This is a genomic window from Cupriavidus sp. 207A1 (assembly GCF_057798955.1).
Map to the genome: position 1 here is coordinate 566,369 of NZ_JBYOJO010000002.1, position 25,162 is coordinate 591,530.

At 66.2% G+C, this 25,162-nt stretch carries 23 protein-coding genes; 5 read left to right on the forward strand and 18 right to left on the reverse strand.

Annotated features, from left to right (window positions below; translation table 11 throughout):
- The first annotated feature begins 7 nt into the window (after positions 1–7).
- Positions 8–1,492: an efflux transporter outer membrane subunit gene (locus AC3FMM_RS05380; protein WP_488686205.1), complete on the forward strand. Its 1,485-nt coding sequence runs from the start codon at positions 8–10 to the stop codon at positions 1,490–1,492.
- Positions 1,493–1,512: 20 nt separating this feature from the next.
- Here AC3FMM_RS05380 and AC3FMM_RS05385 read toward each other — a convergent pair whose 3' ends face one another.
- The 6 genes from AC3FMM_RS05385 to AC3FMM_RS05410 are packed head-to-tail and all read right to left on the reverse strand — an operon-like array spanning position 1,513 to position 8,027.
- Complete coding sequence (locus tag AC3FMM_RS05385) at positions 1,513–4,785, reverse strand: pilus assembly protein (protein WP_488686206.1); 3,273 nt, start codon at positions 4,783–4,785, stop codon at positions 1,513–1,515.
- Between the two features lie 42 nt (positions 4,786–4,827).
- On the reverse strand, positions 4,828–5,382 hold the full coding sequence (locus AC3FMM_RS05390) for a pilus assembly PilX family protein (RefSeq protein WP_115679334.1): 555 nt from the start codon (positions 5,380–5,382) through the stop codon (positions 4,828–4,830).
- Between the two features lie 32 nt (positions 5,383–5,414).
- Positions 5,415–6,485 (reverse strand): PilW family protein, encoded by a 1,071-nt coding sequence (locus AC3FMM_RS05395; protein WP_488686208.1) that lies wholly within the window; start codon positions 6,483–6,485, stop codon positions 5,415–5,417.
- Entirely contained in the window at positions 6,482–7,117 is a 636-nt protein-coding gene (gene pilV, locus AC3FMM_RS05400) for a type IV pilus modification protein PilV (protein WP_172581720.1), read from the reverse strand. The genes AC3FMM_RS05395 and pilV overlap by 4 nt, the downstream gene beginning before the upstream one ends.
- Positions 7,114–7,608, reverse strand: a complete 495-nt coding sequence (locus tag AC3FMM_RS05405; protein WP_115708088.1) for a GspH/FimT family pseudopilin — start codon at positions 7,606–7,608, stop codon at positions 7,114–7,116. Before AC3FMM_RS05405 ends, pilV begins: the two co-directional genes overlap by 4 nt.
- 2 nt (positions 7,609–7,610) lie before the next feature.
- The gene (locus AC3FMM_RS05410) at positions 7,611–8,027 is read right to left on the reverse strand and encodes a type IV pilin protein (protein WP_240073696.1); all 417 of its coding nucleotides are present in this window, start codon (positions 8,025–8,027) and stop codon (positions 7,611–7,613) included.
- Between the two features lie 441 nt (positions 8,028–8,468).
- Here AC3FMM_RS05410 and AC3FMM_RS05415 point away from each other — a divergent pair, with 441 nt between their 5' ends.
- Entirely contained in the window at positions 8,469–9,362 is an 894-nt protein-coding gene (locus AC3FMM_RS05415; RefSeq protein WP_115708086.1) for a MurR/RpiR family transcriptional regulator, read from the forward strand.
- 33 nt (positions 9,363–9,395) lie between these two features.
- Here AC3FMM_RS05415 and AC3FMM_RS05420 read toward each other — a convergent pair whose 3' ends face one another.
- From AC3FMM_RS05420 to AC3FMM_RS05430, 3 genes are all read right to left on the reverse strand, one after another.
- A complete protein-coding gene (locus AC3FMM_RS05420; protein ID WP_326347011.1) occupies positions 9,396–9,755 on the reverse strand; it encodes a hypothetical protein in 360 nt (119 codons plus the stop codon).
- Positions 9,756–9,967: 212 nt separating this feature from the next.
- On the reverse strand, positions 9,968–10,477 hold the full coding sequence (locus AC3FMM_RS05425) for an ion channel (protein ID WP_115708085.1): 510 nt from the start codon (positions 10,475–10,477) through the stop codon (positions 9,968–9,970).
- Positions 10,478–10,693: 216 nt separating this feature from the next.
- Positions 10,694–11,698 carry a collagen-like domain-containing protein gene (locus AC3FMM_RS05430; protein WP_326347012.1) on the reverse strand — a complete coding sequence of 335 codons (1,005 nt, stop codon included), beginning with the start codon at positions 11,696–11,698 and terminating at the stop codon, positions 10,694–10,696.
- A 463-nt stretch (positions 11,699–12,161) separates the two neighbouring features.
- Here AC3FMM_RS05430 and AC3FMM_RS05435 point away from each other — a divergent pair, with 463 nt between their 5' ends.
- Complete coding sequence (locus AC3FMM_RS05435) at positions 12,162–12,392, forward strand: hypothetical protein (protein ID WP_231942155.1); 231 nt, start codon at positions 12,162–12,164, stop codon at positions 12,390–12,392.
- 65 nt (positions 12,393–12,457) lie between these two features.
- Here the strand turns inward: AC3FMM_RS05435 and AC3FMM_RS05440 are convergent, their stop codons facing one another.
- Positions 12,458–12,796, reverse strand: a complete 339-nt coding sequence (locus AC3FMM_RS05440; RefSeq protein WP_115708081.1) for an RcnB family protein — start codon at positions 12,794–12,796, stop codon at positions 12,458–12,460.
- Between the two features lie 395 nt (positions 12,797–13,191).
- Between AC3FMM_RS05440 and AC3FMM_RS05445 the strand changes: the two genes are divergently transcribed.
- The gene (locus AC3FMM_RS05445) at positions 13,192–14,364 is read left to right on the forward strand and encodes a GGDEF domain-containing protein (RefSeq protein ID WP_488686209.1); all 1,173 of its coding nucleotides are present in this window, start codon (positions 13,192–13,194) and stop codon (positions 14,362–14,364) included.
- Between the two features lie 35 nt (positions 14,365–14,399).
- Here the strand turns inward: AC3FMM_RS05445 and AC3FMM_RS05450 are convergent, their stop codons facing one another.
- The 3 genes from AC3FMM_RS05450 to AC3FMM_RS05460 are packed head-to-tail and all read right to left on the reverse strand — an operon-like array spanning position 14,400 to position 17,386.
- Positions 14,400–15,335 (reverse strand): BMP family ABC transporter substrate-binding protein, encoded by a 936-nt coding sequence (locus AC3FMM_RS05450; RefSeq protein ID WP_488686210.1) that lies wholly within the window; start codon positions 15,333–15,335, stop codon positions 14,400–14,402.
- Entirely contained in the window at positions 15,332–16,303 is a 972-nt protein-coding gene (locus AC3FMM_RS05455) for a Bug family tripartite tricarboxylate transporter substrate binding protein (RefSeq protein ID WP_488686211.1), read from the reverse strand. Before AC3FMM_RS05455 ends, AC3FMM_RS05450 begins: the two co-directional genes overlap by 4 nt.
- 36 nt (positions 16,304–16,339) lie before the next feature.
- Entirely contained in the window at positions 16,340–17,386 is a 1,047-nt protein-coding gene (locus tag AC3FMM_RS05460; protein ID WP_198035960.1) for a porin, read from the reverse strand.
- Positions 17,387–18,023: 637 nt separating this feature from the next.
- Between AC3FMM_RS05460 and AC3FMM_RS05465 the strand changes: the two genes are divergently transcribed.
- The gene (locus AC3FMM_RS05465; protein ID WP_488686212.1) at positions 18,024–18,722 is read left to right on the forward strand and encodes a hypothetical protein; all 699 of its coding nucleotides are present in this window, start codon (positions 18,024–18,026) and stop codon (positions 18,720–18,722) included.
- Here the strand turns inward: AC3FMM_RS05465 and AC3FMM_RS05470 are convergent.
- The 5 genes from AC3FMM_RS05470 to AC3FMM_RS05490 form a co-directional block, all read right to left on the reverse strand.
- The gene (locus AC3FMM_RS05470) at positions 18,719–19,147 is read right to left on the reverse strand and encodes a hypothetical protein (RefSeq protein WP_488686213.1); all 429 of its coding nucleotides are present in this window, start codon (positions 19,145–19,147) and stop codon (positions 18,719–18,721) included. The genes AC3FMM_RS05465 and AC3FMM_RS05470 overlap by 4 nt on opposite strands.
- Entirely contained in the window at positions 19,104–21,101 is a 1,998-nt protein-coding gene (locus AC3FMM_RS05475) for an integrase (RefSeq protein WP_488686214.1), read from the reverse strand. The genes AC3FMM_RS05470 and AC3FMM_RS05475 overlap by 44 nt, the downstream gene beginning before the upstream one ends.
- Before the next feature lie 4 nt (positions 21,102–21,105).
- The gene (locus AC3FMM_RS05480) at positions 21,106–22,746 is read right to left on the reverse strand and encodes a hypothetical protein (RefSeq protein WP_488686215.1); all 1,641 of its coding nucleotides are present in this window, start codon (positions 22,744–22,746) and stop codon (positions 21,106–21,108) included.
- Entirely contained in the window at positions 22,743–23,939 is a 1,197-nt protein-coding gene (locus AC3FMM_RS05485) for a tyrosine-type recombinase/integrase (RefSeq protein WP_488686216.1), read from the reverse strand. The genes AC3FMM_RS05480 and AC3FMM_RS05485 overlap by 4 nt, the downstream gene beginning before the upstream one ends.
- Before the next feature lie 137 nt (positions 23,940–24,076).
- Positions 24,077–24,547: a toll/interleukin-1 receptor domain-containing protein gene (locus AC3FMM_RS05490; protein WP_367394840.1), complete on the reverse strand. Its 471-nt coding sequence runs from the start codon at positions 24,545–24,547 to the stop codon at positions 24,077–24,079.
- Between the last annotated feature and the right edge of the window lie 615 nt (positions 24,548–25,162).

Here is a 25,162-nt window from a genome sequence, read left to right on the forward strand (position 1 = left end):
GCTGGCCATGCAACGCCTCACGTCCCTGTTCGCCGCCGCGCTGCTGTGCGGCTGCGCGGTCGGGCCCGATTTCCGCGTGCCCGCGCCGCCGCACGACGCCGGCTACGTGCCGGGTCCGCAGCCGGTTGCGACCGTCGCGGCGGACGGTGCCGACGCACCCGGCCAGGCCCACGCGCAGACGCTGGCGGCCGGCGCCGACGTCCCGGCGCAGTGGTGGACGCTGTTCCGCAGCCCGGCGCTGGATGCCACCATCCGCGGCGCGCTGGTGGCCAGCCCGACGCTGGCGCAGGCCCGCGCGCGGCTGCTGGAAGCGCAGGAGAACCTGGCCGCGCGCACCGGCGCGACGCGCTGGCCGGCCATCGACGCGAAGCTGGACACCTCGCGCCAGCAGGTCGATTTCCAGTCGCTGGGCATCACCGGCATCCCCAGCCCCGGCCCGTTCACGCTGTACGGCGCGACGGTGCAGGTTTCGTACGCGCTGGATCTGTTCGGCGGCCAGCGGCGCGAGCTGGAAGGCCTGCAGGCCGTGGTGGACTACCAGCGCTACGAGCTCGAGGCCGCGCGCCTGGCGCTGGCCGCCAACGTCGCCACCGCCGCCATCCGCGAAGCCGGCCTGCGCGCGCAGCTGGCCGACACCGCCGCGATGGTGGCGGCGCAGCAGCGCCAGCTCGGCATCACCGAGGCGCGCCTGCGCGCGGGCGGCGTCGCGCGCGTCGAGGTGCAGCGCCGGCGCGCGGAGCTGGCGCAAACCCAGGCGCTGGTGCCGGCGCTGCAGCGCCAGCTCGATGCCACCCGGCACCAGCTCGCGGTCTACACCGGCCAGACCCCGGCCGCGGCCGCGCTGCCGGAATTCCATCTCGATGCCATGCACCTGCCCGACACGCTGCCGGTAAGCCTGCCCGCGACGCTGGCGCGCCGCCGGCCCGATATCCGCGCGGCCGAGGCGCTGCTGCACCAGGCCTCGGCCAATATCGGCGTGGCCACCGCCAACCTCTATCCGCAGGTCACGCTGAGCGCCAGCGGCGGCACGCAGGCCACCGCGGCGCGCGACCTGTTCAGCAGCCTCAACGTCTGGAGCCTGGCGGCGGGCCTGGTGCAGCCGGTATTCCGCGGCGGCGAGCTGCAGGCGCGCAAGCGCGCGGCGGAAGCGGCGTATGAACAATCGCTGGCCGCATACCGGCAAGCGGTGCTGCAGGGCCTGCAGAATGTCGCCGACGCGCTGCGCGCGCTCGAGGCCGACGCCGCCGCGCTGCGCGAACGCGCCGACAGCGCGCGCCAGGCGCGCGATACGCTGGCGGTGGTGTCGGAGCAGTACCGGCTCGGCGGCGTCAGCCAGCTGGTGCTGCTGGATGCCGAGCGGCAGTCGCGCCAGGCCGCGCTGCACCTGGCGCAGGCGCGCGCCGACCGGCTGGCGGATTCGGCGGCGCTGCTGCAGGCGCTGGGGGGTGGGTGGTGGCAGGAAGACGCCGCGCTGGCGGCGGCGCCGCGCTAGCGGCGCTCGAATCAACGGACTCAGGTCTTGTCGCTCTGCGTGTACCAGTAGGTGCGCTTGCGCTTGCCGGCACTGGCGGGCTTCACTTCCTGGCCGCCCAGCGAAGACTTGTCGTCGCCGCCGGTGCCGCCCGCCTTGCCGCCACCGATCAGCACCGGCACCAGCCGGGTCGAGCCATCGGTCTGCGTGACCGATACCATGCCGAATACCGGAGACGGCGGCAGCCCGCCATTGTCGAAGGTGACATAGCGCGGCCCGTTGTTCATACCCAGCCCGGTCAGGAACGACACCGCGTAGCCGCGCGCCACGCCCAGGTCGGGGTAGCAGGCCCCCGGCTCGACCTTGGAAGGCGTGTTGGTGCCGAAGTAGGTGTAGCCCGCCACCGTCAGCGGCGCATTGACCGCCTTCTCGCCGGGGGCGAGCGACAGGTAGAAGCCGCTCGCCACCGCGCTATCGCGGTAGGCCACGCTGGTCGCATCGACCAGATCGGCCTCCCTGATCGCCGCCCACGTCGACGGCGGCTTGCCGTCGACGTTCGGGTCCTTGATCATGTAGAAGCGGTTGCGCACGTTCTGCGCCGCGCCGGGGGTCTGGCTCAGCGAATGGAGTGGCTTTTCGCGGTCGCCCGAGGCGATCATCACGGCGTCGTACTTGCCGGTGGCAACCACATCGGGCGGATAGAGGAACTTGCGCGCGTCGTTGGTGTTCACCGCGCCACCCAGCTGGGCCAGCTTGCCAATGCTCCATGTCGACGGCACGTCGGTTTCCAGCGCGCCGAAGTCGATGCGCCAGACATTGCCGCCCACGTCGCCGACGTAGGCCTTGTCGGCATAGCCGTCGCCGTTGCGGTCGACCACCGCAACGTCCGAAGGGATCGCGCGGCTGTCGATGGTGACGCAGGTACCGGTGGTGATGCCGGCGCAGCTGCCCAGCGCAGCCCAGACCACATCGCCGGTCGCGGCATTGAGCACGATCACGCCGCGGCCCTGCTTGTTGGTCGCGGTGGCATCGCCTTCGAACGCCGGGTCTGCGTCTTCGCCGTCGGGATCGTAGCCGGCGCCCATGATCAGCACCGGCGTGGCGTAGCCGCGCACGCGCATCACGCGCGGCTGCGACCAGGTCTGGCCCAGTTCCGGGATATCGGCACTGGTCTTGCTCCACAGGTACTTCGGCTGCGCCGGATCGCTGACGTCGAGCGCATACACCAGGCGGCCGCCGCGCCGCGCGGTCAGGTAGATGGTCACCTGCGGCGCGGCCGGGTTGCTCAGGTTCTGGTAGACCGTGGTGGTGCCGTCGAAGAAATAGTCGCGCGGCTTGAACTGGACCTCGGCGGTGTCCTGCGGGCTGCCCGTCAGCCGCACCTCGGGCGCGTTGTTGTAGAGGCGCGCCAGCTTGCCGTAGAACTCGGGCGCGACAAAGCCCCACAGCTCGCCGCCGGCGCGCACCTGGCCGGCGGTGGTGGAAATCGCGCCGGTGCGGTTGCCGTTGACGGCATGGAACACGCCGTCATTGGCGCCGTAGAACACCACCACGCCGGTGCTGCCGCCGTAGTCGACCACCACCGGGCGCGAATGCAGCACGTCGCCGTGGATCGAGCCGCGCACCGTGACGTTGCCGCCGGGGCCGGGCTCGGACTCCTTCTTCGGATCGGTGCCGGTCAGCGCGGCAAAAACGTCCTTGCCGCGCACCCATTCGATCATATTTGCCACGTCCGCCGCGGTGGTCTTCAGCAGCGACGGGCCGTCGCCCTCGGTCAGCGCCCTGTTGGCGGTATTGAAGTTGGTCAGCGCCGTGTCCTTGCTGCACTTGGCATTGGCGCAGGTCAGCAGCCGGCGCCCGCTCTGGCTGGTGAGGTAGTCGGCGCGCAGCATTTCGCCGGCGCCGCCCTTCTCGACAATCTCGCCGTCGGGCGCATCCTTGGCGTTGCGCAGTTGCGCCGAGGCATTCTTCCAGAAGCCGTCGGCGGGCCAGTCCGTGACGATACTGGAACTGCCAACCTGCTTTGGCGGATCCTCGGTCCAGTAACTGCGCGCATTGGGCGAGATAAAGCCGGTGCTGGCATTGCTGATCGCGTTCTTTGACGTCTGCTCGGTGCCGCCCGGCGTGCCGGCGTCGAGCAACACCAGGTTGCCATTGGTGTCGTAACCCAGCTTGTATTGCTTGAGGTTGCCGACCCAGCGCGGACGTGCCTTGCCATCGGGGCGGAACATGCCGATGTAGACCTGATTCAGGTACGAGCCCTGCCCGTTCACGCTGACCGGCAGGCTGACCGAGGCGAACACGTTGTTGACCGCCTGCATCTCGTTGAAAATGTCCTTCAGCGCCTTGGCCAGCGCGTCGTCGTCGCCGGCCCGCACCGTGAAGTTGCCACCGCCGCCCTTGCTGGCCATGCTGTTGACGAACTCCAGGTAGTCCAGGCTCTGCTTGCTGCCATCCGTGACGCCAATGGTGTAGGTGATGATGTTCTGGCGCGTCGCCGTGGCCGAACCCGCGTTGTTGGCGGCGTTCAGGTCCATGCCGTTGAGAAAGCGCGCCCACTCATCGCCCCAGTTGTCGATGTTGTTCCCCCGAGACAGCGGAATCGGCGTCAGCTGCGCGGCCGTGGCACCCGCCTCCCTGAGCTTGTTGTAGGCGTCCTGGCCGGTGTCCTGCGGCTTGCCGTTATTGAGCGCGTTGGCGATGTAGATGATGAAGTTCTTCTGGCACGGATTGCTGATCGGTGACTGGTAGGTGGTGCCGGACAGGCCCGTCTTGCCGGAAAAGAACGCCCACGCTTCCTGCATGGCGCCGCCGACCTGCGAGTTGTTGGAACTGTCCTTGGTGCGGTCGATGCTCTTGATGAAGTCGAGCATCGCCGGGCCACCCGTGGCCCGGTCCAGTAGCACCAGTCCTGACGGCGCGGTGGGCGGCGTGACGCTGGGGAAGCGGAACTGGGCGCCGGAGTTATTGCTGCCGCCGAACATCATCACGCCAAGGTTGATCTTGCCGTTGGTATTGTCGTCCTTGATCAGGTCCGACACCGCCTTGTACAACGCGCACTGCTCGGCGCCGACGTTGTTGTTCAGGTTGTTCGGACCTACCACGCCCGGGGTTTCGCAATCGACCTGCGCATTGGCGTTCCACGCCGAGGCGTTGTCCAGGATCAGCAGCACGTTCGGGCGCGCGCCGGCGTTGCTCTGCAGGCCGGTGAACAGGTCGATGTCTTCGGCCAGCGCCGCAGGCGCGGCGGCCAGCCCGAGCAGGGCCGTGGCACAGGCTGCATAGGCGCGAAGCCGGCGGGCGGGCATGGACATGCTGGTTTTTCCTTTTAAAGATCTGCGGCGCGCCCGTGGCAATCAGGGGCAGGTGGAGCCATACAGCGTGCGCACGGCCACGCCCTGGTGCACCGTCGCGACCGTGCCGGTGTTGGCGTCATTGACGGTGGCGGCGACATCCCACTGCGTATCGTTGCAAAGCGAGCTGACCACGTTGGCGCCGCCCGGGCCCACCACGAGATTGCCGTTGCCGGTACTGCTGCCGAGCGTGCATTCGGCATCCTCGGGATGCTTCTCCGGATCGATCACCTTGGCTACCGGCTTGCTGGTCACGCAGGTCGGCACGGCCACCTGCGCCACGTAATCCGCGGTGCCGTCGCCGGTCACGTCGACTGGCACGTCCACCGCCACCGGCGCCTTGGTGAAGTCGTCGCTGATCACCTGCTCGATCGCCTGCTGCGCCACGTCGCGTGCCTCGGCGCTGTGCTGCTGGTTGGATGCCACTTTGACGTTGATCAGGCCGGAATTGACCATGGCCACCGCGATCATCAGGAACATCACCATGAACACCAGCGTCACCACCAGCGTGACCCCGGATTGACTGCGGCGCAGCGCGCCGCCGGTTGACTTGGTCATGGTTCTCATCGCAGTGTGGTGCCGGTATGGCGTCATTGCTCTCGCAGGCCGGCCACGTTGACCAGCCGCGCCACCTGGGCGTAGACGTGGCGCTTGTAGCCGTCGTTGAACGGACCCGAGGCCACCGCGCGGCCGATTTCGTAGGTGCGTTTGTCGGTATGGCCGCCGGAAGGCTTCAGCGTGCGCGCCAGCAAGTGCACGCGCACGGTGGTGACATTGGCCAGATTGTTGATCACCACGCCCCAGTCATAACCCGGCACCGCGGTGCACACGGCGCTGTTGTTGGCGCGCGGATCGGTCACATAGCAGTCAGCCGAGCCGTTACTGTCCTGGTCCACCCCGTACTGCACATGCATGTCCTGCACGCCCTGCGCCACCGAGCGCGACTGGAACGCGCCGTTGACCAGCTCGGCCATCTTCAGCGTGGGAATGCCGTCGCCGCCGTTGCTGCAACGGTCGCAGCCGGCCAGGTAGAAGATGCGCACCATGGCCCGGCGCAATTCGGCCGGCTGTGCCGCATCGCAGGCCTTGGTGCGCAGCGCGAAGGCCGCCGCGCCGCTGGCGTCGAAGACGAAGTTCTGCGCGTCCTGCGAACACGCCGAGACCTGCAGGTAAGCCGACCCCGGCGCCGGCGCCGCTACCGGCGTGGTCGACACGCGGCGCACCACCAGCACCTCCGAGGTCGCTGCCAGATCCGGCAGGCACGGAGCCACCACGCCGGGCGCATAGCCGGTCAGTGCCAACGGCACGGTTTCGGCGGTGAACGAGAAGCCCAAAGCAGCCGGGTCGGTCGCGCACAGCGCCGGCTCCGCGGCCTTGTTGCCGCGCGCAATGTTGCCCACACCGAAGAACCCCGCCAGCTCCACCTCGCGCCGGATCTGCTCCAGCGCATAGCGCCCGTTCTCCACCTGTTCGGCCGATTTGGCGAACTCGGTGCGCGACAGGCTGTTGGCGTAATACAGGCTGGCCAGCGCGGTCAGCAGCACCAGGCCGATGGTGATGCCGATCATCAGCTCGACCAGCGAGATGCCGCGCTGGCGGCGCAGGCGCGCGGCGCGGGCCCGGGCGCGGGATGAAGGCACTGAAAAATGCGGCGCGGTCATGACACGGTCCCGAGGGTGCCGATGCGGATCTGCGTGCTGACCGCGCGGCGATAGGCATCGTTGCCGTACTGGTCCTTGCCGCAGCCAAGCGCCGGCGCGGCCGTGGTGGCCAGGCCCTGCCACGCCACGGTGATGCGGTAGACCTGGTCGACCGCGTCGACGGTCTCGATGCAACCGCGCGCGCCGATCATTGCGCCCACCGCTTGCGCGGGATCGACAGCGCTGGCGCCCGGGCGCATCTCGGCGCTGCCGAGCAAGGCCGCGTTCCAGGCCTGCAGGTCGGCGTTGGCGGTGGCGTTCTGCGCGGCACTGCCCTGTGTGCATGCGGCGGGCGGCGCGGCCGCGCTGCCCAGCTGCATGCCGGCGGCGCCGTTGGCATAGCACGCTGCCACCTGGCGGTTGGCGTTAAGGCGCGCGGCCATGTCCTGCAGCAGCGCCAGCGCCTGCACGCGCTGGTAGGACTCCATCTCGGTCTGGCCCGAGCGCGCCACCAGTCCGGCGGTGCCCAGCAGCGCGACCAGCAGGATCACCACCGCCACCAGCACTTCGATCAGCAGGAAGCCGGCCTGCGCGCGGCGCGCCGGCAGGCGCCGCCGCGACATGGCGATGCACGACATGGCGATGCGCGTCATGTGCAGGCTCCGTTGGTGGAGGCGATGCGGCCGGTCTCGCTGACCTGCACGCACACGCGCGTGGTGGCCGAGGTATCGCCGCCGGGCGCGAACTCGAACGTCATCGCCGCGCCGGTCAGCCGGCCGTCGTTGCCAAGCACCAGGCCGCCGGCCGCACTGGGCGTGATGGTCAGCCCGCCATAGGGCCCGAACGAACGTACCGTCTCGGCGCCCGCGCTCACCGTCCACCCTGCCGTCCAGGCGGCGCCGGCCGGTGCCAGCGAGACCGTGGCATTGCGCTTGACCGCTTCGCTGCGCGCCAGCACCAGCGCCGACGCCAGGTCGAGCGAGGCGCTGCGCACGCGCTGGCTGGCGATCAGCGCGGCAAAGGAAGGAGCGGCCGCGACCGCCAGGATCGCCAGCACCGACAACGCGCACAGCAGTTCGATCAGCGTAAAGCCGCGGCGTGCGCGCCGCCGGCGATCATTGGCGCGGGAAAGATTGGGCCGCATGGTCAGTTCCAGCAGTCGGTGCCTGCGCCCGACGCGGACTTGGCGCCGGCGCTGGTCAGCGTCAGCGTGCCGCAATCGGTGTCGCCGAGCTGGCTGCCCCTGGGCGTGGCCACGATGCGGTAGCCCGGCGGCAGCGCCGCGTTCGGTGTCACCGTGACGTCGTAGCGCGTGGCCAGCCCGGCGGGCACCGACATGCCGAGCGCCCCGAGGTTGGCGGCATAGGCGCGGTTGTCGACCAGGAAGCGCTCCTGTGCGCTGGAGACCTCCAGCATGAAGGACTCGATCGCGGCGCGGTTGGAGCGCACCACGTAACGGCTGTAGTTGGGAATGGCGACGGCGGCAAGAATGGCGATGACCGCCACGGTGATCATCACTTCGATCAGCGTGAAGCCATGCGGCGGCCTGCCCCGGCATGGCATGCCGGCAGCCCCCTGAGTCCCGCCAGCTCGGATGCCTGCGTAGGATCCGACCCCCGGGATGCCCCTGAATATGACCCGAAACGGCGGGTTGACCCTCCCACCGAGTCGCACTGCCGGGCTTCTATGTCCCATGCTCGCGCTCCGCTACTCATTATGTTCCGGACGACCGAATTCCGGAGGTTATGGCGCGGAGTGTAAGTCACGATCCGTTAAGCGGGTAAGGAAAATACGATGTGGACGACCCGGCGTTGTAGCGAAGTGACAGTGACGTGGCCGCGTGTCATCAGGGGTAAAGATTCCGGCCGGCGCGGACGTTAATCCGCCGGCCACCGCGCCGACGCGGTGCGCAGGCGGCCGCACCTGTGCAACAATCGTTACATCCTTGAAGCCGGAGCACCCATGTCGTCCGATCCCCCCGCCTCTTCCCGGCCCGGGACACCAATGCCCACATCGCCACCAGCGCCGCCCCACGACCTGGAGGCATTGCTGGACTTGCTGCGCCGCGGCTTTCCCAACCTCAGCACGCAATTCCAGGGCGGTGCCCGCTACCTGCTCGACCATCCGCAGGACGTGCCGGTGCTGTCGATGCGCAAGATCGCGGCCAGCGCCGGAGTGCAGCCCGCCACCCTGGTGCGGCTGTCGCAGCATCTCGGCTTCGAGGGCTGGCAGGCCATGCGCGAGCTGTTTGTCGATGCACTGCGCGGCGGCACCCAGCCGTATGCGCGGCGCGCGCGCAAGGTGGTCCGCGAAAGCAGTGCCAGCCGCATGCTGGGCGAGATGCTCGAGGCACAGCACCACAACCTGGACCGGATCGCCACCAGCAACGAGAAGACGCTGCCGCAAGCCGCCGAGCTGCTGTCGCACGCGGCCTGCGTGCATGTGGCTGGCTTCCGCTCATGCTTCCCGATCGCGTTCACCTTCCACTATGTCTACCGGCTGTTCCGCAGCACCGTGCACCTGATCCGCGCCGATGCCGGCACGCTGGAGATGGAGCTGCGCGGGCTGGCGCCCAAGGATGCGGTGGTGGTGGTCAGCTTCGCCCCCTATTCGCAGGAGAGCATCCGCGTGGCCGAGGCCGCGCGCGAGTGCGGCTGCAAGGTGATCGCGCTGACCGACAGCACGGTCGCGCCGATCGCGCTGGCCGCGGACTGCACGCTGCTGTTCTCGGTCGAAAGCCCGTCGTTCTTTCCGTCGATCACGGCCGGCGTGGCCGTGGTCGAGGCGCTGGTCGAACAACTGCTGGCGCGCAAGGGCAAGGGCGCCATCCGCGCGCTGGAGCAGGCCGAGGGCGAACTGCATCGCACCGGGGCGTATGTGACGCCCGGGCATGGCTGAGCCCGCGGCCCGTTCGAAAGCGCGGCCGGGCGCTTACTGCGTGCACTTCTCCCGGTACGCCTGCTGCAGCGATTTCTTCGGCCGGTCCCGTTCCAGCTCCGGCACCATGCGGCCCTGGGCGGTTTCGATGGCCGGCTCGGTGGCGCGGTACTCGCGCTTGGGCGCCTGCGCAATCTGCTCGGCCAGCGCGCGGCACTCGTCCGACTGGATGCTGGCCGGTGTCGCCGACGGGTCGGGACGGTAGGGGGTGGTGCCTTGCTGCACGGCTTCATTGATGGCGGCGGCGGCACCGCCCTGGTCCTGCCTCTGCGCATGCGCGCCGCATGCCACCGCCAGGGACCCAAGGGCGACAAGGGCGGCAATGCGGTTCAGGATTCGCTGGCGTGCTGGCATGATGCGATGTCTCCTCTGGCTCGACGGTATCTGGCAAATACCGCGAGCTTAATCGTTCCCGCGCGGCCTGGCACTACCGGCATTTGCGGCACTTGCGACATTGCCAGCCTGCGGGCCCTCGCCGGCTTCGGCGCGCTGCGCCGCCTCACGCCAGTCCTGGCGCTGGCGCCGCATCTGTCCCAGCGCCATGGGCGGAACGATGCCGCCAGGTACTAGCCGCGGCGATGCTGGCCGCCCTCGCCGCCCTCCTCGCGCTCCAGTTCCCAGTCGCGGCGCATCATGACGTAGGTGAACGAGGTGGACCAGCCGATCAGGATCAGCCCGACCAGCGGCTCGATACTGGCGATCAGGCGGCTGGCGCCCACCGGCACGATATCGCCCAGGCTCTGGGTGGTGAAGGTTTCCAGCGCGAAGTAGGCGTAGAGCAGCGCGTCCGGCTGCGCGCGTGCGGCCTCGACCCCGGGCACCGCCACGCCGGCCAGCCCGCCCAGCCCCAGCACGCGGTCGGCAAACCAGAAGCCAGCGGCGAACACCAGCGCCTCGAGGCAATGGACCAGGATGATGCAGACGATCAGCACGCCGATATTCATGCGCCCGCTCCAGCGCCGCGGATGCATCGCCGACAACAGGCGCAGCGCCTCGTAATGGATGCCGACCACCGTCACGGTCAGCACGGCGGCGCACAGCAGGGCCAGCGAATAATGTTCGGCGGAGGTTTCCATGCGCGGGGGCGCTCCCGTATGACGTCAGTGCAATCGGGATGGTACGGATCGGGACGGGCAAAAAAATGACGCCTTCCAAAAATAACACCGGAAGGCGTGGGGGAAAACCAGGACGCGCTACGTGGCCCGCGCGCGTGGCGCGCCGGCGGCCCTGGCAGAGGGTCAGGAGACGGCCTGGCGGCCGCTGTTTTGCAGGGCGCGACGCGGCGCCGTGGTTCAGTTACCGGACTTGCACGACAGGTTCACGTACAGCCCGCCGCCCCAGTTGAAGCTGTTGTTGCCGCTGACCTGGACCTGGACCACGTCGTTGGCGGCCACCGGTGTGGTCGCCGGTGTCGAGCAGGTGCGCTCGCTGTTGTCGAGCACGCATTGCGACGCGTCGGTGATGGGCAGCACGTCGACGTGGTCCAGCGCCGTGCCACTGGCGACACGGTGCGCCGTGACGGTGTACGCCGCCTTGGCGGGTACCTGGCCCGCCAGGATCGCGGTCAGGGTAAAGCCGCCCTCGCAGGCCACCGGCATCACCGCGCCGAAGTACGGGTCGCTGCTCTGCAGCGTCAGCCCGGTACCGGTCATGACATAGGTGCCGACGCCGCCCGGCGGCGCCGTGACGGCGAAGTTGGCGGTGTAGACGGTGGCGCCCGTGCCGGGCTCGCCGGGGTCGCCCTTGTCTCCCTTCTCGCCTTGCTCGCCTTGCTCGCCTTTCTCTCCGGCCGGACCGGGCGCACCGTCGGCACCTGCAGGGCCCGCGGGTCCGACCGGGCCGGTCAGGCCGACCACCGAGATCCCCGCCGGCCACCCGTCCGCGGTCTTCGGCCCGAACAGCGTGCTGGTGGTGGTATTCAGGTAGAAGCTGCCCACCGCGCCGTCCGCCGCGGTCGGATCGGCCGCGCCATGCAGCAGCGTGGCGCCTGGCGCCCCGGCCACGCCTTGCGGGCCGATCAGCGACACGCCGGCGGGCCACTCGCCGCCGGCCTTCGGGCCGTACAGCGTCGAGCTCGAGACATTGAGGTAGAAATCGCCATCGCTGCCCATGTCCGCGGTGGGCGCATTGGTGCCGGACAGCATGGTCTTGCCGTCGGCGCCGGCGGGACCTGGCACGCTGGCGGCCGGGCCGGCCCCGGCGCTGGTGGAATCGCCACCGCCGCCGCCGCAACCGGCGAGCAGGATGGCAAGGCAGGCGAGCGGAAGCGCCGCGCGTTTCAGGTCGATCTGTTGCATGGTGGAAGCCCCCCGTATTCATGGATTGAAGCCCCGGTGCGATGCCGGGTAGCTCCAATCTAGAAAGGGAGGCGACTGCGATAAATCGTGCATTGGCATGGGCTGTTTCAACCCTGAAGCGCCAGCCGATACACAAAAAATGCCGTGGCCTTTGCCATGCCCGGCACTTGAGTCAGCCGGCAAGAAGGCCCGTAAAAATGCGGGACGAGACCCTCGGAATGGCCCTGCCGGGCCCCGGCGCCGGCTTCGCCCAAATGGTTGAATATCGGATGAATTGCGCATGGCCTGGCCGGTAACAGGCCGTCGCGGCAGCGTTCAAATGAGAAACAAAAGCGCGCGATTTACCCCTTCGAGAGGGTATGTTCCGCGGCGCCGGCCAGACTGCCGCCAATGGCAGTGCCATGCACTATGCTGAATACTCCAACCGTTCTGCGTGGAGGCTAGCGTGCGCAAGTTCCTTCCCATGGTCACGGCAATCGTGCTGTGCGGCGCCACCGGCATGGCATTCGCCCATAACTGTCCCAACGAGATGAAGGCCATCGACGCCAAGCTGTCGACCAACCCGAAGCTCTCGACCGAGGACGCCGCCAAGGTCTCCAAGCTGCGCGCCGACGGCGAGGCCTATCACAAGGCCGGCAAGCACGATGAATCGATGAAGTCGCTGCTCGAGGCGAAAAAGATCCTGGGCATCTGACAGCCGAAGTGGCCACAAAAAAAACCGCCACGCGTCAGGCGTGGCGGTTTTTCAATTTTCTGGCCTCAGGAGCCTGACCCGACCTGCTGGATCACGCCGTTGGGCGCCACCAGGTAATACTCGGCGCCGATCCCGACCCAGCGCGTACCCTTGCGCGGCGCGGGCAGGTTGTACTGCTTGTAGTCGTCGATCACATACTGGCGGTCCCGGAACTCGGTGGGCAACCGGTCGCCCTTCTTCCACTGCTGCACCTGCATATAGGGCGAGCTTTGCGCCGCCGGCGCGGACGCGGCCATGGGTTCGGTCATCGGCCTGGACCTGGCACCGCCCTGCGCCATCGCGAACGGCGCCGCCAGCACGCTTGCCGCCAGCAACAACACTGGCATCGCTTTCTTGGTCTTCATCGTGATCTCCTTGCGTACGGGAAAACCGAACTGCCGGAGGATCCGACAGCATCTACAGATTAGTCACAAATGCCGCCAAGCGGGCATCCAGCGGCCGTGACGCCACGGGCAGGCACGGGCGCGCGTGTTCACAATTGTTTGCCGGTCAGGCCCCCATTCGGGGGGGCGCCTCAGGCGCCACCCGTGTCTAGAATGCTCGCACAGAAACAATTTGTTACCAGCAGTTGCCGCCCAGTTCATTGCCGCGGGCCGCACTGCGGGCCCCGCCGACGGCGCCACACCGCGCCCGCGCGGGCGCATGCCGCTATCCATGTTCCCTGGCTTGCGCGCTTTGACGCGCTGCGCACGCGGGCTTCATTCCCTGCCAGAGAACTCACCAAGACAGGGGACGCTCCGTGTTGCACGATGCCGGTCTATTCCTGGCACTGGTCAATCCCGCCATTGCCTTGCTGCTCGCCCTCTGCTTCCTGTTTGCATGGCACCACGAGCGCACGCGGCCCCACCTGCTGCAGGTGGGCGCCTGCTATCTGCTGGCCGCCGCGGCCATCGGCCTGCAGATCCTGTGGCCGCCGCGCGCGGGCGGCGGGACCGCCACCGTCGCCAGCGCGCTCTACCTGGGCAGCGCCGTGCTGCTGCTGCGCGGCATGCTGGCCCGCATCGGCGCACGCCCCGATCGCTGCGCGGCGGTGGCGCTGCCGCTCGCGCTGTTCGGCATGGTGGCGTGGTTCGACCTGGTGTACCCGAGCCTGGTCGCGCGCATCTACATCCTCAATGTCGGCGTCGCGGTGATCCTGCTGCCCGGGGTCGCGCCGCTGGCACGGCTGCGCACCGGCCGCACCGTGGACCGGGTGCTGTTCTGGATGTACCTGGTGTTCGCGCTCCAGTTCCTGCCGCGCACGCTGCTGGCGCTGGCGCCGGCCGCCGCGCACGATGCCGCCGTGCTGGCGCCCACCGCCTACTGGCTATGGCTGCAGGCCACGCTGGCGTTGCTGCTGCTGGCGCTCGGGCTGGCGCTGCTGGCCGCGACCGCGCAGGACGTGATCGACGACCTGCGCCATGAACGCGATACCGATCCGCTGACCCAGCTGCACACGCGCCGCAGCCTCGAGACCCTGGCCGCGCGCCAGATCCCGCCGCGCCCGGGCGAGGCGCTGAGCGTGCTGCTGTGCGACCTGGACTTCTTCAAGTTCATCAACGACAACTACGGCCACGGCGCCGGCGATGCGGTGCTGGCGCAGGTCGGCCGCATCATCGGCGCGGGCATCCGCCGCCGCGATATCGCCGCGCGCCTGGGCGGCGAGGAATTCGTCGTGCTGTTGCCCGACACCTCGCACCAAGCGGCGCTGCAGCTGGCCGAGCGGCTGCGGGAGACGCTGGAGCAGACCAGCATGGAGGCCCTGCCCGGCATGCGCAACGTGACTGCCAGCTTCGGCGTGGCCACGCTGCGGCCGGGCGAAGACCTGGAAGCGCTGCTGATGCGCGCGGACAACGTGCTGTACGCGGCCAAGAACAACGGGCGGAACTGCGTCGAGTGGGAACGGGAGGCCGGTTTGCCGGCGCTGGCGTGAAGGCTGCAGGTGGTGGCCTCCCGTCAATGCGATGACTACGCGACCGCAGGTATGCCGCCGGTCTCGAACTCGGGGCCGGCATAGTCTTCGTCCGCCGCCACGCCGCCATCGAGCAGCCGCTGGCTCCAGTGGTCGAGCGCCACGCGCGCGGCCTGGCTGACATCGCGGCCCAGCGCCAGCCGCACCGCGGCCGGCGTCTCGAGTCCGAACGCGCGCGCCGTCCCCCATGCGACCCGGTCGCGCGCAAAATCCGCGATCGCGTGCTCGACGCACAAGCCGCTATCGGCCACGGCCGAGGCCAGGAACACCTCAGGATGCCGGCGCGTCCAGTCCAGCACGTTGCCGATCTGGCGGATGCCGCAGGCACGGCAGGCGGCGATGGCGCCGTCGCGGCCGCCGTCGATCATCGCAAAGACGATATCGGCACCCGCCCGGGCCTGCGCGGTGACGGCGCGGCCGGCGAGTTCGGGGTCATGCTGGTTGCCGCAGAAGGTGGTCAGCGCCGTCGCGCCTGGCATGGCGCTGCGCACGCCATGGAGGAACGCCGCGCGGCCCTTCAGGCCGGGACGCACTTTCTCGCCGGACAGGTGCGCCACCACCCCGGTGCGCGAATCGGTCGCGGCCAGCACGCCGGCAAGGAACGCGGACTGTTCCTGCAGCACGGTGTAGCTGGCGGTGTTGGCGCCCAGCACGCTGCCCTGCGTGACCACGAAGCGGCGCAGCGGATGGCGCGCGGCGGCCACGGCGACCGGATAGTCGCCCTGGCCGCCGTGGGCCACGACCAGGTCCGGTTCGCTTTCGCACAATGCCAGCACGGCCGCGGCGCGCGCCTCGGGGTCCGGGTCGGCAATCCATGCCACGGCCACATCATGGCCGGCATCCCGCGCGCGCACGGCGCCGGCATGTCCGGCCTCGTTGAAGCTGCCGCGGCCCTCGGGCCCGAACAGCACCACCTGGATGCGCGCGCTCATGACAGCGTCGCCCCGGTGGCCGCAACCACCGGCCCCCATGACTGCACCTGCTGCCGCACGTAGGCGGCGAATGCGTCGGGCCGGCGCTCGGCCAGCACGAAGCCCTGGGCCTCCAGGTGGCCGCGCACGGCCGGTTGTTGCAGGATGCCCTGCAGTGACTGATGCAAGCGTTGCACGATGTCCTCGGGAAGATGGGCCGGCGCCGAGACGCCGACAAAGTTTTCGGCCACCAGGCCGGGATGGCCGGCTTGCTCCACGGTGGGCAGCCGCGGCGCCTGCGGCACCCGGCGGGCCGAGGTCACGGCCAGCAGGCGCAGGTCGCCGGATTGCAGGAACGGCAGGTTCTGCGGCAACGCGTCCACCGCGAACGGGATCTGGCCGCCAAGCAGGTCGGTGCGCATGGGCCCCGCGCCCTTGTAGGGCACGTGGGTCAGCTTCAGCCCTGCCTGCTGCGCGAACAGTTCACCGACGATATGCGCCACGGACGCAGCGCCGCCGCTGCCGAACGGCACCGGATCGCGCTGCGCGCGAATCCACGCCGCCAGTTCCGCCAGGCTGCGCGCGGGCACCGACGGATGCACCGCGAACACCATTGGCACCGCGCCGATGTAATGCACATGGGTAAAGCTGTGCACCGGGTCGTAGCTGGGCCGCCGGAGCAGGAACGGCGAGATGCTCAGCGCCGCCGAGTTCGACATCAGCAGCGTGTAGCCATCGTTCGGCGCCGCGGCGACGGCCGCGGCGCCCATGGTGGCTCCCCCTCCCCGGCGGGTGTCGGTCCCGAACCGCTGTCCCCCCCGCTCCTGCAGCAGCGGCGCCAGCAGGCGCGCGACGATGTCGCTGGACCCGCCGGGCGGGAACGTCACCACCAGCCGCACCGGATGCCGCGGCCATGCCGCGCTGCGCTCCGCGTGCGCCGGCATCGCGGCCAGCGCGGGGAGCGCGGGCAGTGCCAGCAGGCGTGCCATGCATTGTCTTCTGGAAACCACGATGCGCTCTCCGTCTTACAAGCGATGGCGCAGGCCGACACCGCCGCCGAACTTGTTGCCGCGCACGCCCATGAAGGCAGGCAAGGCATAGGCCCCGCTGATGCGATTGAAGTCGGCTTCGGCGTAGACGCTGGTGCGCCGGGACAGCGCGTACTCGGCCACACCGGTCAGCATCAGCCGATGGCCGCTGGCCGCGGTCTGCCGGTCATAGCCCGCCGCCAGCGAGAGCGCCAGCGCGGGCGTCGCCTGCAGCGTGGCGCCGCCGGTCAGCACATGATTGCGGGTCGGGCTGAGGCGGTAGCGATGGTCCAGGTAGCCGAGCGCCAGCTTGACGCGGCCGAGCTGGCTGCTGCCGCCGATACCCCAGATCGTGCGCGCCTCCGCGGTCGGCAGCGCATCGGTGCGCTGCAGCAGCGCCCCGACGTCGATCCGCGCCGTCGTCCAGGCCAGCGCCAGGCCCCGGCTGCTGCCCGCCGTCGCATCACCGGGCAGTTCGCCGAAGGTGTAGTGCGCGGCCGCCGACAACGCGCCCAGCCTGCCCGCGTACTTGACCATGTTGTCCTGCCGCGGACCGGTGTAGCCATTCAGGATGGCCACCGCATCCAGGTTGGGATGGCCATAGGGCTGGAAGCGGAATGTTGCATCGTAGGCCGTGGTGAACTGGCGGCCGAAGGTCAGCTTGCCCCACGTCTGGTGCTCGACGCCCAGGTACGACTGCCGGCCGAACAGGCGGCCCGCGCCCTGCGTGCCGACTTGTCCGTAGTTGGAGGTCGCCGTCCCCTGCAGCGAGGTGCCGGTGGCGAGATCAAAGCCGCTTTCCAGCGTGAACAGCGCCGCCCATCCCCCGCCCAGCGCCTCGGTGCCGCGCATGCCCCAGCGCGAGCCGCTGAAGTATCCCTCGCCCAGTTCGGCCAGGTGCTCGTCCCCGCGGTTGTTGTCCGAGTAGCGCACCATGGTGTCGATCAGTCCATAGACCGAAACCGACGGCGCCGGCTGTGCGCGCACCGTACCGCTGGCCCCGCCAGCCATGCCCGCCACCAAGCCGGCCATTGCCACGGGCATGGCGTAGCCGCGTCCTGCATTCCACACCCTCACGGGCACCTCCATTTTGCATACAAAATAAGAACGCAAAATATAGGGCTTGACCGGTGGCGCGCATACGAATGTGTGCGCATGAGGTCATGCGGTTTGTGCGGGTCCAGCGCAGCGGAAGGGCCTGAATAAGCTGGCCGAGCGCGGCACGCCTGCATGCATTCGGCCCCCAAAAAGCAGAACCCCCGCAGCGCGGGGGTTCGATGGCAATGCTGGCGAGCTTGTGTCGCGCTTGTGTCGCGATACTCAGAACGGTTCTGTTATGCAACGGCGTAAACATTGACCGCCAACCGGCGTGGATGGTCGCTTTGGGAGAGCTGCGACCCGGCCATCGTAAAGATTGAGGATCGTGGGGGCCCAGGCTAGGACCGAGGATCGATGCGCGGTTCGCGCTGCGGTGATGCTATTTTGCGCCGCTCGCGAGCTCATTTGGGCGTGAATGCTCGGCAATTTCAGGTAGCGTTCTCAGAAGCCCTATAAATCACATTTTCCAATGGCAGAATGCTGCAGTTCCCCCGCGCGAACGGAGTCGCCCGTGTCTGCCATGCCTAAAGGAATCGCCCCGTCGTCCCCTCGCGAACTAGTTGAACGCGCTATCGGCCACTGGATGAAGCAGTTGGAGACCTACCCCGGGTGGTCCGACTGGCGCAAGGGGCGCTTGGCGCGAACTCTCTACGACGACGACTTCCCGCTGCCAAAGGACGACATCCATCCAGAGGAATTCGCTTTCGCTCCGGAGATCGAGCAACAGCGCGACCTGGTTGTCCAGTACCTGGGCATCGAGCAAGCCCTTCAAGCCCTAAGGGACTGTGAGTACTATTTCCGCCGGTTTCCCTTTCATGGCCTGCCCGTGAGCAAGCACGAACATCTCACGTACATGTGCGAGATGTACTTCAATCGGTTCTACGAACTCAAGGAGCGGATCAAGAGATACCTCAATTCGATGAAGAAGGCTGAACCACATCACCGAATCGATATCGGACAGTTCCTCAAGTTGTTCGAGAGGGATTTTGACCAGGAGCTTCGCGAGCGGAACCAGGTGCATCACCACCGCCGCTTCGAGGATCTCGCCATTGACCGCGTCTACCTCGCCTACGTCATGTCCGATCGAAGCAGCGACTGGAAGGAGGAGTCCGAGCGTTTTTATCGCAAGGCCACCAACGAATGGGCACAGCGGGTTCGAAGGCGAGCAGCCCAAGCAGAGAAGTACGTCGATGCCGTTGCCCAGACGACGTTGGACGGCTGCACCTTTCTCAAGGCCGCGACACCGAACGCTGATGTCGCCGCAACCGCTAATTCCGCCTAGGCTTTCCGGTTCAAGGGATCCAGCGGACGATCCAGATCATCGATACTGAGTCCGCGCTGCAGGCATTGATTGGCAATGCGTTGCCAGCGCTGTAGCCACAGCGCTTCAAGGTTTTCATACCAGCGTATCTTTGCGCGCAGGCTCTCCACCGTTTGATCGAGATAGGCAAGCTCGTCGCGACGCGTGCGTGATCTGGATTTTCGGCCGCTGTCGGCCAGCGCACGCTTGGCCTCCTGGTATGCGTGCACGATCTCCGGATGACGGCTCAGCGCCTGGCGGGTGTATCCGGAGAACGCTTCGACACGCTCCCAGGTCAGTCGCGTACCCAATTCCCTGCCCTGCCAGCGCTCAAGCTCGGCGATGATGCCCGCCTTCTTACTCTCATTTATCTTTGCGCTTGCCCGGATGCTTTTCGGCACTTCCATACTCCTCTACGTATCGCACCAGATCAGCTTGATGGAAGCCTATCGTTGCAAGCTGCTCCGTCAGCTGTCCATATCGAGTCTCAAGATGCCGGTACCAATCCGAGTGCATCAAGGATAGCGACCTCGCACGTGCCGTCACTGCATGCAGGCTGATGTATGCCACCGCAGCCTGTCTTTTCAGTTCATGCGCTCTGGCCGCTTCGCCCTTGATCCACAGATATTCCTCGCATTTCGCCGTGCATTGCAGATGGCGCTCGCAGGGGGACATCTGGAAGTCGTGGACGCATAAGCCCGGCCCTACATCGTGGACTGCCTGGATGCGTGCAGTCAGGAATGTCTTTGCCACTTCAAGCGGCAGGGCTTTGGCAACCTCAACAATGCCTCCCGCCAACTTGTCTTCCAGAACCTCCTTAACCACCTGCGCCGCGCGTTGGGCAGTCGTCAGATGTTGATAGGCTCTCGTGTCCGCCTCATGCTTTCGCCCAAACCATTTCGTTTGCACGAGATCCGGCGCTCCACCTTCGTCCAGCAGATGGTTAAGGAAGTGCCGGAGTCCATGCGATCGCAAACGCAGTACCAGGCCGTCTTCACCCGCAAGCCCATATCGCTCGAACGCCGACCGAATGGCGGGCCGTCCGGTCAGGAAGTCCGTTACGTTCTGGTCCGATACGGGTCGAGCGGCATACTTAAGCGTTGTCCGCGTCCCGCGATGGAACTGATTCGCGTAAGCCACGCACAACGCTTCGTGAAGCTTGAGCCCTTGACCGGCAGGCCCCGGGATCATCGGCCCAAACCAATGGTCTTTGGCGATGCCACACAGCAAAGCTTCCCGATCAACACGTAGCCCCCGGTTTTCTATCTCGAATGGAATTTCCCTACTCCTAAGGAACTGCGCAATATTTCGACTCTCCAACCCAAGTGCAGTTTGTATGTCACACGTGTAGAGCCTCTCGGGAAGGGAGCGTAGTAACAGCAGCGACCCGCGGCGACTGGCTTTCAGGGCGACCTGCCGCGGCCCAGCCGTTGCTTTCTGCAGTTCCGCCAGCGCAGCCTCCACCAATTCCACCGTCTCGGATAGCAATGGCTTCGTATGCCATTCGACCATCACGTCGTCAGCTCGACCTTTCAGCCTTGCATAGCGCAAGTTCCGACTACCGTCCTTCGCAATGGAGATCGGATTCACCGGCAGCGTCAGCATCTCGCCAACTCTGAGGCCAGTGCATGCCATGATCGTGGCGATCAGAACCAGCATGCGGTCGCCGGTGCCCGCATCATCCGTGGGTTCGGCTTGCGGGATCTTCTGGTAAAGCCATCCAAGCGCCCGGATCGCTTCCTCTTTTGGCAGCCTGTCCGATACCTCTGTCGAGCGGTCTCCAATCCTGTCCGGCGTCAGTGATCGGGGCCGCGCTTTTCGCCTGCACCGCCAGTCCAGCCTCACGCGGCTGAGACGATATCGGTCCAGCATATCGGCGAACTCTTCCATGTGACCAAGGACCTTGTACGCGGATGTCTCCAGTTCTCTTTGGATAACCATGGCCGCCGCCCGGTCCAGGTCATCCTTGCGCAGTTCGCCGAGTTGATGCCCAGTCCTTCGGATTGCCTCACACACGTAGCGTGTAGCCCGGATGAACACGCTGTGGCTGCTCACAGACTGGCCTCGCTTCTGATGCCGGACGCATACAAGAGCCTTGACGAGATCCGCGAAGGCCTCTGGCAGCGGCTCGCCCACACCCTTGGCCGTTCGCCTATGCTGGGTGAATGGCAGTCGCAGTCCCCCGGCGTTGGCCTTGTATCCTCGCGTGCGATGTTCATAGGCAGCCGAGACATCCCAGACCGGTGCATCCCACTCGACATCACCGAACGGCATCAACGCTTTCGCCTTGCCGATCAGCTGCATTCCATTCTCGATCCAGTCATCTCCTGCGGGTGCTTCCAGGCGGCCGACGGCCGCCATCGTCTTACGCCTTCCCGCCGTTCCGTTTACCATGGTGGGCCACCAGTTGTACAACCTCCGCTACTGCGTAGATCACCTCATCCATCTGGACTGACAGGCGCATGCCGAGCCGACCACGACGCTCATCCCTCCCTTTGAGCAGCGCATCCAGTACGGCCTGATGGTCGGCTTCCAGGTACGGCTGGAACTTGGGACAGACGTAGCAAGAGAATGGTGGGTCCAGCAGGCAGCGAGGTGACTGGCCACATGCGCCGATCTCAACCGGCTCCACAGCGTCTACGTCACCGACGAAGCGGACCCTTTTTTCCTGGCAAACGTCCCTCGCCGCTTCGGAGTCCACTCCGATGGGCATCCCTTTGAACAGCTTCATGAGGGGGCCTAGCCGTAGTGCAGCGGCGCGGTTCAGAATGCGGGTCAGACGGGCTCCCTTCAAAGCGTAGTAGACCCGCACATGTTGCGTATCGGAATGGTCCAACATCGTGGCGAGCATGGTCTTGGATGCGCCGAGCTCCACCATCGTCGTGGCAAACGTGTACCGCAAGCGGCGTGAACTCAAGCGGAGCTGCCGTCCGGTGCGCGGCGATTGGATTGCCATTCGTGTAGCGAACCCCCGTATGAGTCTCAGGAATTCCTTTCCTGTCATGTGGTACGCATACTCCTCGACACCAGTACCGACCCGCCATTCGTCCACACTATCGCGCATAAACAGCGGACGCGGATACCCTTCACAATCGATACTCCCGTTGGCCACTAGCAGGTCATGTATCAACGGCAGCAGATCGTTGCTCACCCGCTCTTGCACGAACTGCTGGCGCACACCGATCCCCCATTTCTTGATGCGGGGAATGGACAGTCTCCACTGTGGCGGCACGTCGAACCCGGCCAACTGATTTGACAGATCCTCCTCTCTGAGGAGGCAATAGTTCGATGGATTCCGACCATATGCCAAGCTCAATGCAATCGCGGCACGCTGCATCACGTGCGAGCGCTCTTGGGAGCGATCACCCACCAATGCGGCACGCAGAACAGCCACCTCCGTGTCCCAGAGCGGTCCGCGCTCCTCGTCTTCCAACTCCACCGCAAGTAGAGACGAGCGTGCGGGTATGGAAACCTCATCTAGTTCAAGCGCGAACTGTTCATCGAACCCCAGGCTCGCAAGCATTGTTGCTGACCAACGATACCAGCTGCGCAGAAGGTAGAACTCGTCCATCGCCTTCCTGGTCCGTAGTGCGCAAACAGCTGCCTCGACATGCCGGCACAACGCATCCTTCAGATCTTCCGTCTGTTCCTCCGACGCCAAGGCTCGCCATTGCTCCAACAGCAATAGCCCCTGCGTACCAATGCCTGATGATCTTCCTCTCAGGGCCCCTAGCACTTTGGTCAACGCATTCATGACGCTCCGGCTCGCTTGTTGCGTCATTAGCATCGATGCCCATCGACGCAACGCGTAGCCCACTACGGCGCTTCCGTCCGACTGCCTCTCCCAGTGAAACGCGACGTTGTTGGTAGGCACATTGAACTTCCAGTACGTTCCACTCATCTCCATACGACGACCATCTCGGTCGATGACGTAGCTCGGCAACGGTGGAAGGTTGTTCTTTCGCAGCAACGACATGATTGCGCGATTGATCTCGGCGTTCGTCATTCGATATCCGACGTCGATGCATTAAAGACCGTGGACTGGTATTCAAGGCTGAGCTCACAGGACTCCCGCCGGATCGCATGCCAGACGTACGGCCGGATAGACTCTGACGAGCGCCAACCGAAGAAGTACATCATGTGTTTCTCGACGCGCTCCTCGTCCAGCCCGTTGCGCAACGCTTCCGCACGGAAGTTCGTTGCGCACGTGCTACGCAGGCAGTGCGGATGCAAATCGCGGAATTCGGCGTGTGCTGCGCCAACTTGGGTGAGCAATCCGTTGACGCGCGCCAGGCTCATCGGCATCCCATTCCGGCCCAGGAACAGGAACGGACTTTTGTCTGAACCCGGTATGGCTCGACGGGTACGACAGATATAGGCGTTCAACAGTCCAGCTAACGCCCGATCGCAAGGCAACTGTCGCGACTCCGTCTTCACCTGGGGTTCATTGCGACGAGGATCCCTAGCGTCGTCGGGCGAGCGCTCAACCCTGATCTCCGGAATGGCGCCCGATAGGACGCAGTCAGCAACGCGCAGTTTGAGGAGTTCGCCCCGCCTGATACCCAACAGCAGCAACACCAGGACGATGAGGTAATTGCGGTCCTGATAGGGGACCTTCCAGGGATTTTCGTCGTTGCCGGGACGGCAGATGCTCAGCAGACGGTTCACACGCTCCTCGGACAGCGGGGAGGCATGATGCACTGGCGCGGCGCGCCTTGGCCCGGCCGTGGCAATCGTGTGCTGCATCGTCGCCAGTCGTTGTCTGATATCAGTCAGTTCCCGGCTACCGATCGGCAGACGCCCCATGGCGCCTTCCACATGCCAACGAATGAACTGCATGACGACTTGAAGACGCTGCGCTACGGTGGTCGGAGCCACGACCAGCCGGCGTACCGCCCCTCGTGACTTGAAGTCGCGTCTTAGCCAGGGGTAAAGTTGGCTGGCAATTTCGTCCGGTGAGAGTCCCTCGCCGGTAATCAGTCTGGCCTGTAGCGGAATGCCATGCTGGACCGCCCACTGCCACAGCAACCCGATGACCTGCAGTGATTTTGACAGACTGTTGGCCGACAGCCGTGAACGCAGTCGCTGAATCGCATACTCGTTGATCCAGCCGATAGGTTGCCGGTCTGCGTCCAGCAGGATCGGCAGGCGCTCGCCGTCCGGATGCCGGACCGTCACCACATGAAATTGGGCATGCATTGGCGCTCCTTCGGCCGACGCGTCCCAATTACCGTAGACAATGTTTACGACTTTTCCATGTCACGAAGCGGTGATCGCAGCCCCAGAAGCAAAAAACCGGCTCTCGCCGGCGTTTCCCCCCACGGAAGCTTCACCTGTCAGCTCCAGATAGCGACCAGCTCGGCAATTTTGGTTGCGACCACCGCCATCGTGTCTTCGGACGTGTCAAGTCCGCTTCGCGAAGCAAGCATGGGGCTAACATCGCGGAGCGCAGTGTACGTAGTGCCATGCACGATGGGCACGAGACGGTTACCCTGCAGAAGAGTCGAAAGCTCTTTGTCGGCGACGCCCTCTTTCGGAAGGCGTGCCAACAATGCGGGGGTCACCAGGACGAGTCCAATTTTCGAGGCCGCCAAGCCTTTATCGATGGCTCGCATCATCGGTACGCCCAGACCTAGATCCTTCTCGCTGAACCAGACCTTGACCCCAGCCGCCTCGAGCAAATCGTGCAGCTCCTTGGCCGCGCCCTGCCTGTCATCCCAAGCGTGGCAGAGGAAGCAATCCCGAAGGTCCGGCTTCGCCGCCGCTTCTTTTTCAACAGCCTCGCGAATCGGAGTGAGGGACGCCACCTGAGCGGGCGTGTACGAAACGGACGAACCGGCACGCGACCAGCGCGGCCTTGAACTGCCGCCTCCGCTGGACCTGCCACCGCTGCTGTAGCTGCTCCCGCCACCAGAAGCGTAGGACGAGCCATAGCCACTGCCGTACCCGCCTCCATAGCTGCTGCGGTACCCGCCATAGCGGGAACTACATGCCGGACAGGCTGCTGCCGCGGCCGCCGAGTGGTGCCCTCGAACTGGTGCTGTGCATCGTGCCATTGCTGTGCAATCTCCCTTGTGGTGATGGCGATGTCTCTAATGATAAGCGCAGTAATGGAAGCGATCGCTGTCACAGCCCCAGCTGCACCTGAACAACAGCAGAGTGTCGTTATCCAAGTATCAGCAGTGGTGAGCACTAGCTCACGTTCTTCCCTCGTTGGAGGTTGAAGATCCCGCCTGAGATCTTAGCTTCTGGGCGCCGAAGTTGACACTTTCGCTTCCTGACGAAAATCTCATGCCCTTCCGCAAAACCACCTTCTGATCTTTCCAACGCACCACCGCCCATAAAGTACTGATCAAAAAGAAAAACCCCGCGCGAACACGGGGCTAATCTTTACAAGTATTACTTACTCAAGGTTAGAACGG

Coding starts and splice junctions, on each gene's coding strand:
- AC3FMM_RS05380 (WP_488686205.1), top strand. CDS start 8: ATGCAACGCCTCACGTCCCTGTTCGCCGCCGCGCTGCTGTGCGGCTGC.
- AC3FMM_RS05480 (WP_488686215.1), bottom strand. CDS start 22,746: ATGACGAACGCCGAGATCAATCGCGCAATCATGTCGTTGCTGCGAAAG.
- AC3FMM_RS05435 (WP_231942155.1), top strand. CDS start 12,162: ATGGTCACGGCAATCGTGCTGTGCGGCGCCACCGGCATGGCATTCGCC.
- AC3FMM_RS05460 (WP_198035960.1), bottom strand. CDS start 17,386: ATGCCCGTGGCAATGGCCGGCTTGGTGGCGGGCATGGCTGGCGGGGCC.
- AC3FMM_RS05455 (WP_488686211.1), bottom strand. CDS start 16,303: ATGGCACGCCTGCTGGCACTGCCCGCGCTCCCCGCGCTGGCCGCGATG.
- AC3FMM_RS05415 (WP_115708086.1), top strand. CDS start 8,469: ATGCCCACATCGCCACCAGCGCCGCCCCACGACCTGGAGGCATTGCTG.
- AC3FMM_RS05475 (WP_488686214.1), bottom strand. CDS start 21,101: ATGGCGGCCGTCGGCCGCCTGGAAGCACCCGCAGGAGATGACTGGATC.
- AC3FMM_RS05440 (WP_115708081.1), bottom strand. CDS start 12,796: ATGAAGACCAAGAAAGCGATGCCAGTGTTGTTGCTGGCGGCAAGCGTG.
- AC3FMM_RS05390 (WP_115679334.1), bottom strand. CDS start 5,382: ATGACCAAGTCAACCGGCGGCGCGCTGCGCCGCAGTCAATCCGGGGTC.
- AC3FMM_RS05465 (WP_488686212.1), top strand. CDS start 18,024: ATGAAGCAGTTGGAGACCTACCCCGGGTGGTCCGACTGGCGCAAGGGG.
- AC3FMM_RS05385 (WP_488686206.1), bottom strand. CDS start 4,785: ATGTCCATGCCCGCCCGCCGGCTTCGCGCCTATGCAGCCTGTGCCACG.
- AC3FMM_RS05395 (WP_488686208.1), bottom strand. CDS start 6,485: ATGACCGCGCCGCATTTTTCAGTGCCTTCATCCCGCGCCCGGGCCCGC.
- AC3FMM_RS05405 (WP_115708088.1), bottom strand. CDS start 7,608: ATGCGGCCCAATCTTTCCCGCGCCAATGATCGCCGGCGGCGCGCACGC.
- AC3FMM_RS05410 (WP_240073696.1), bottom strand. CDS start 8,027: ATGCCATGCCGGGGCAGGCCGCCGCATGGCTTCACGCTGATCGAAGTG.
- AC3FMM_RS05485 (WP_488686216.1), bottom strand. CDS start 23,939: ATGCATGCCCAATTTCATGTGGTGACGGTCCGGCATCCGGACGGCGAG.
- AC3FMM_RS05420 (WP_326347011.1), bottom strand. CDS start 9,755: ATGCCAGCACGCCAGCGAATCCTGAACCGCATTGCCGCCCTTGTCGCC.
- AC3FMM_RS05425 (WP_115708085.1), bottom strand. CDS start 10,477: ATGGAAACCTCCGCCGAACATTATTCGCTGGCCCTGCTGTGCGCCGCC.
- AC3FMM_RS05430 (WP_326347012.1), bottom strand. CDS start 11,698: ATGCAACAGATCGACCTGAAACGCGCGGCGCTTCCGCTCGCCTGCCTT.
- AC3FMM_RS05450 (WP_488686210.1), bottom strand. CDS start 15,335: ATGAGCGCGCGCATCCAGGTGGTGCTGTTCGGGCCCGAGGGCCGCGGC.
- pilV (WP_172581720.1), bottom strand. CDS start 7,117: ATGACGCGCATCGCCATGTCGTGCATCGCCATGTCGCGGCGGCGCCTG.
- AC3FMM_RS05470 (WP_488686213.1), bottom strand. CDS start 19,147: ATGGAAGTGCCGAAAAGCATCCGGGCAAGCGCAAAGATAAATGAGAGT.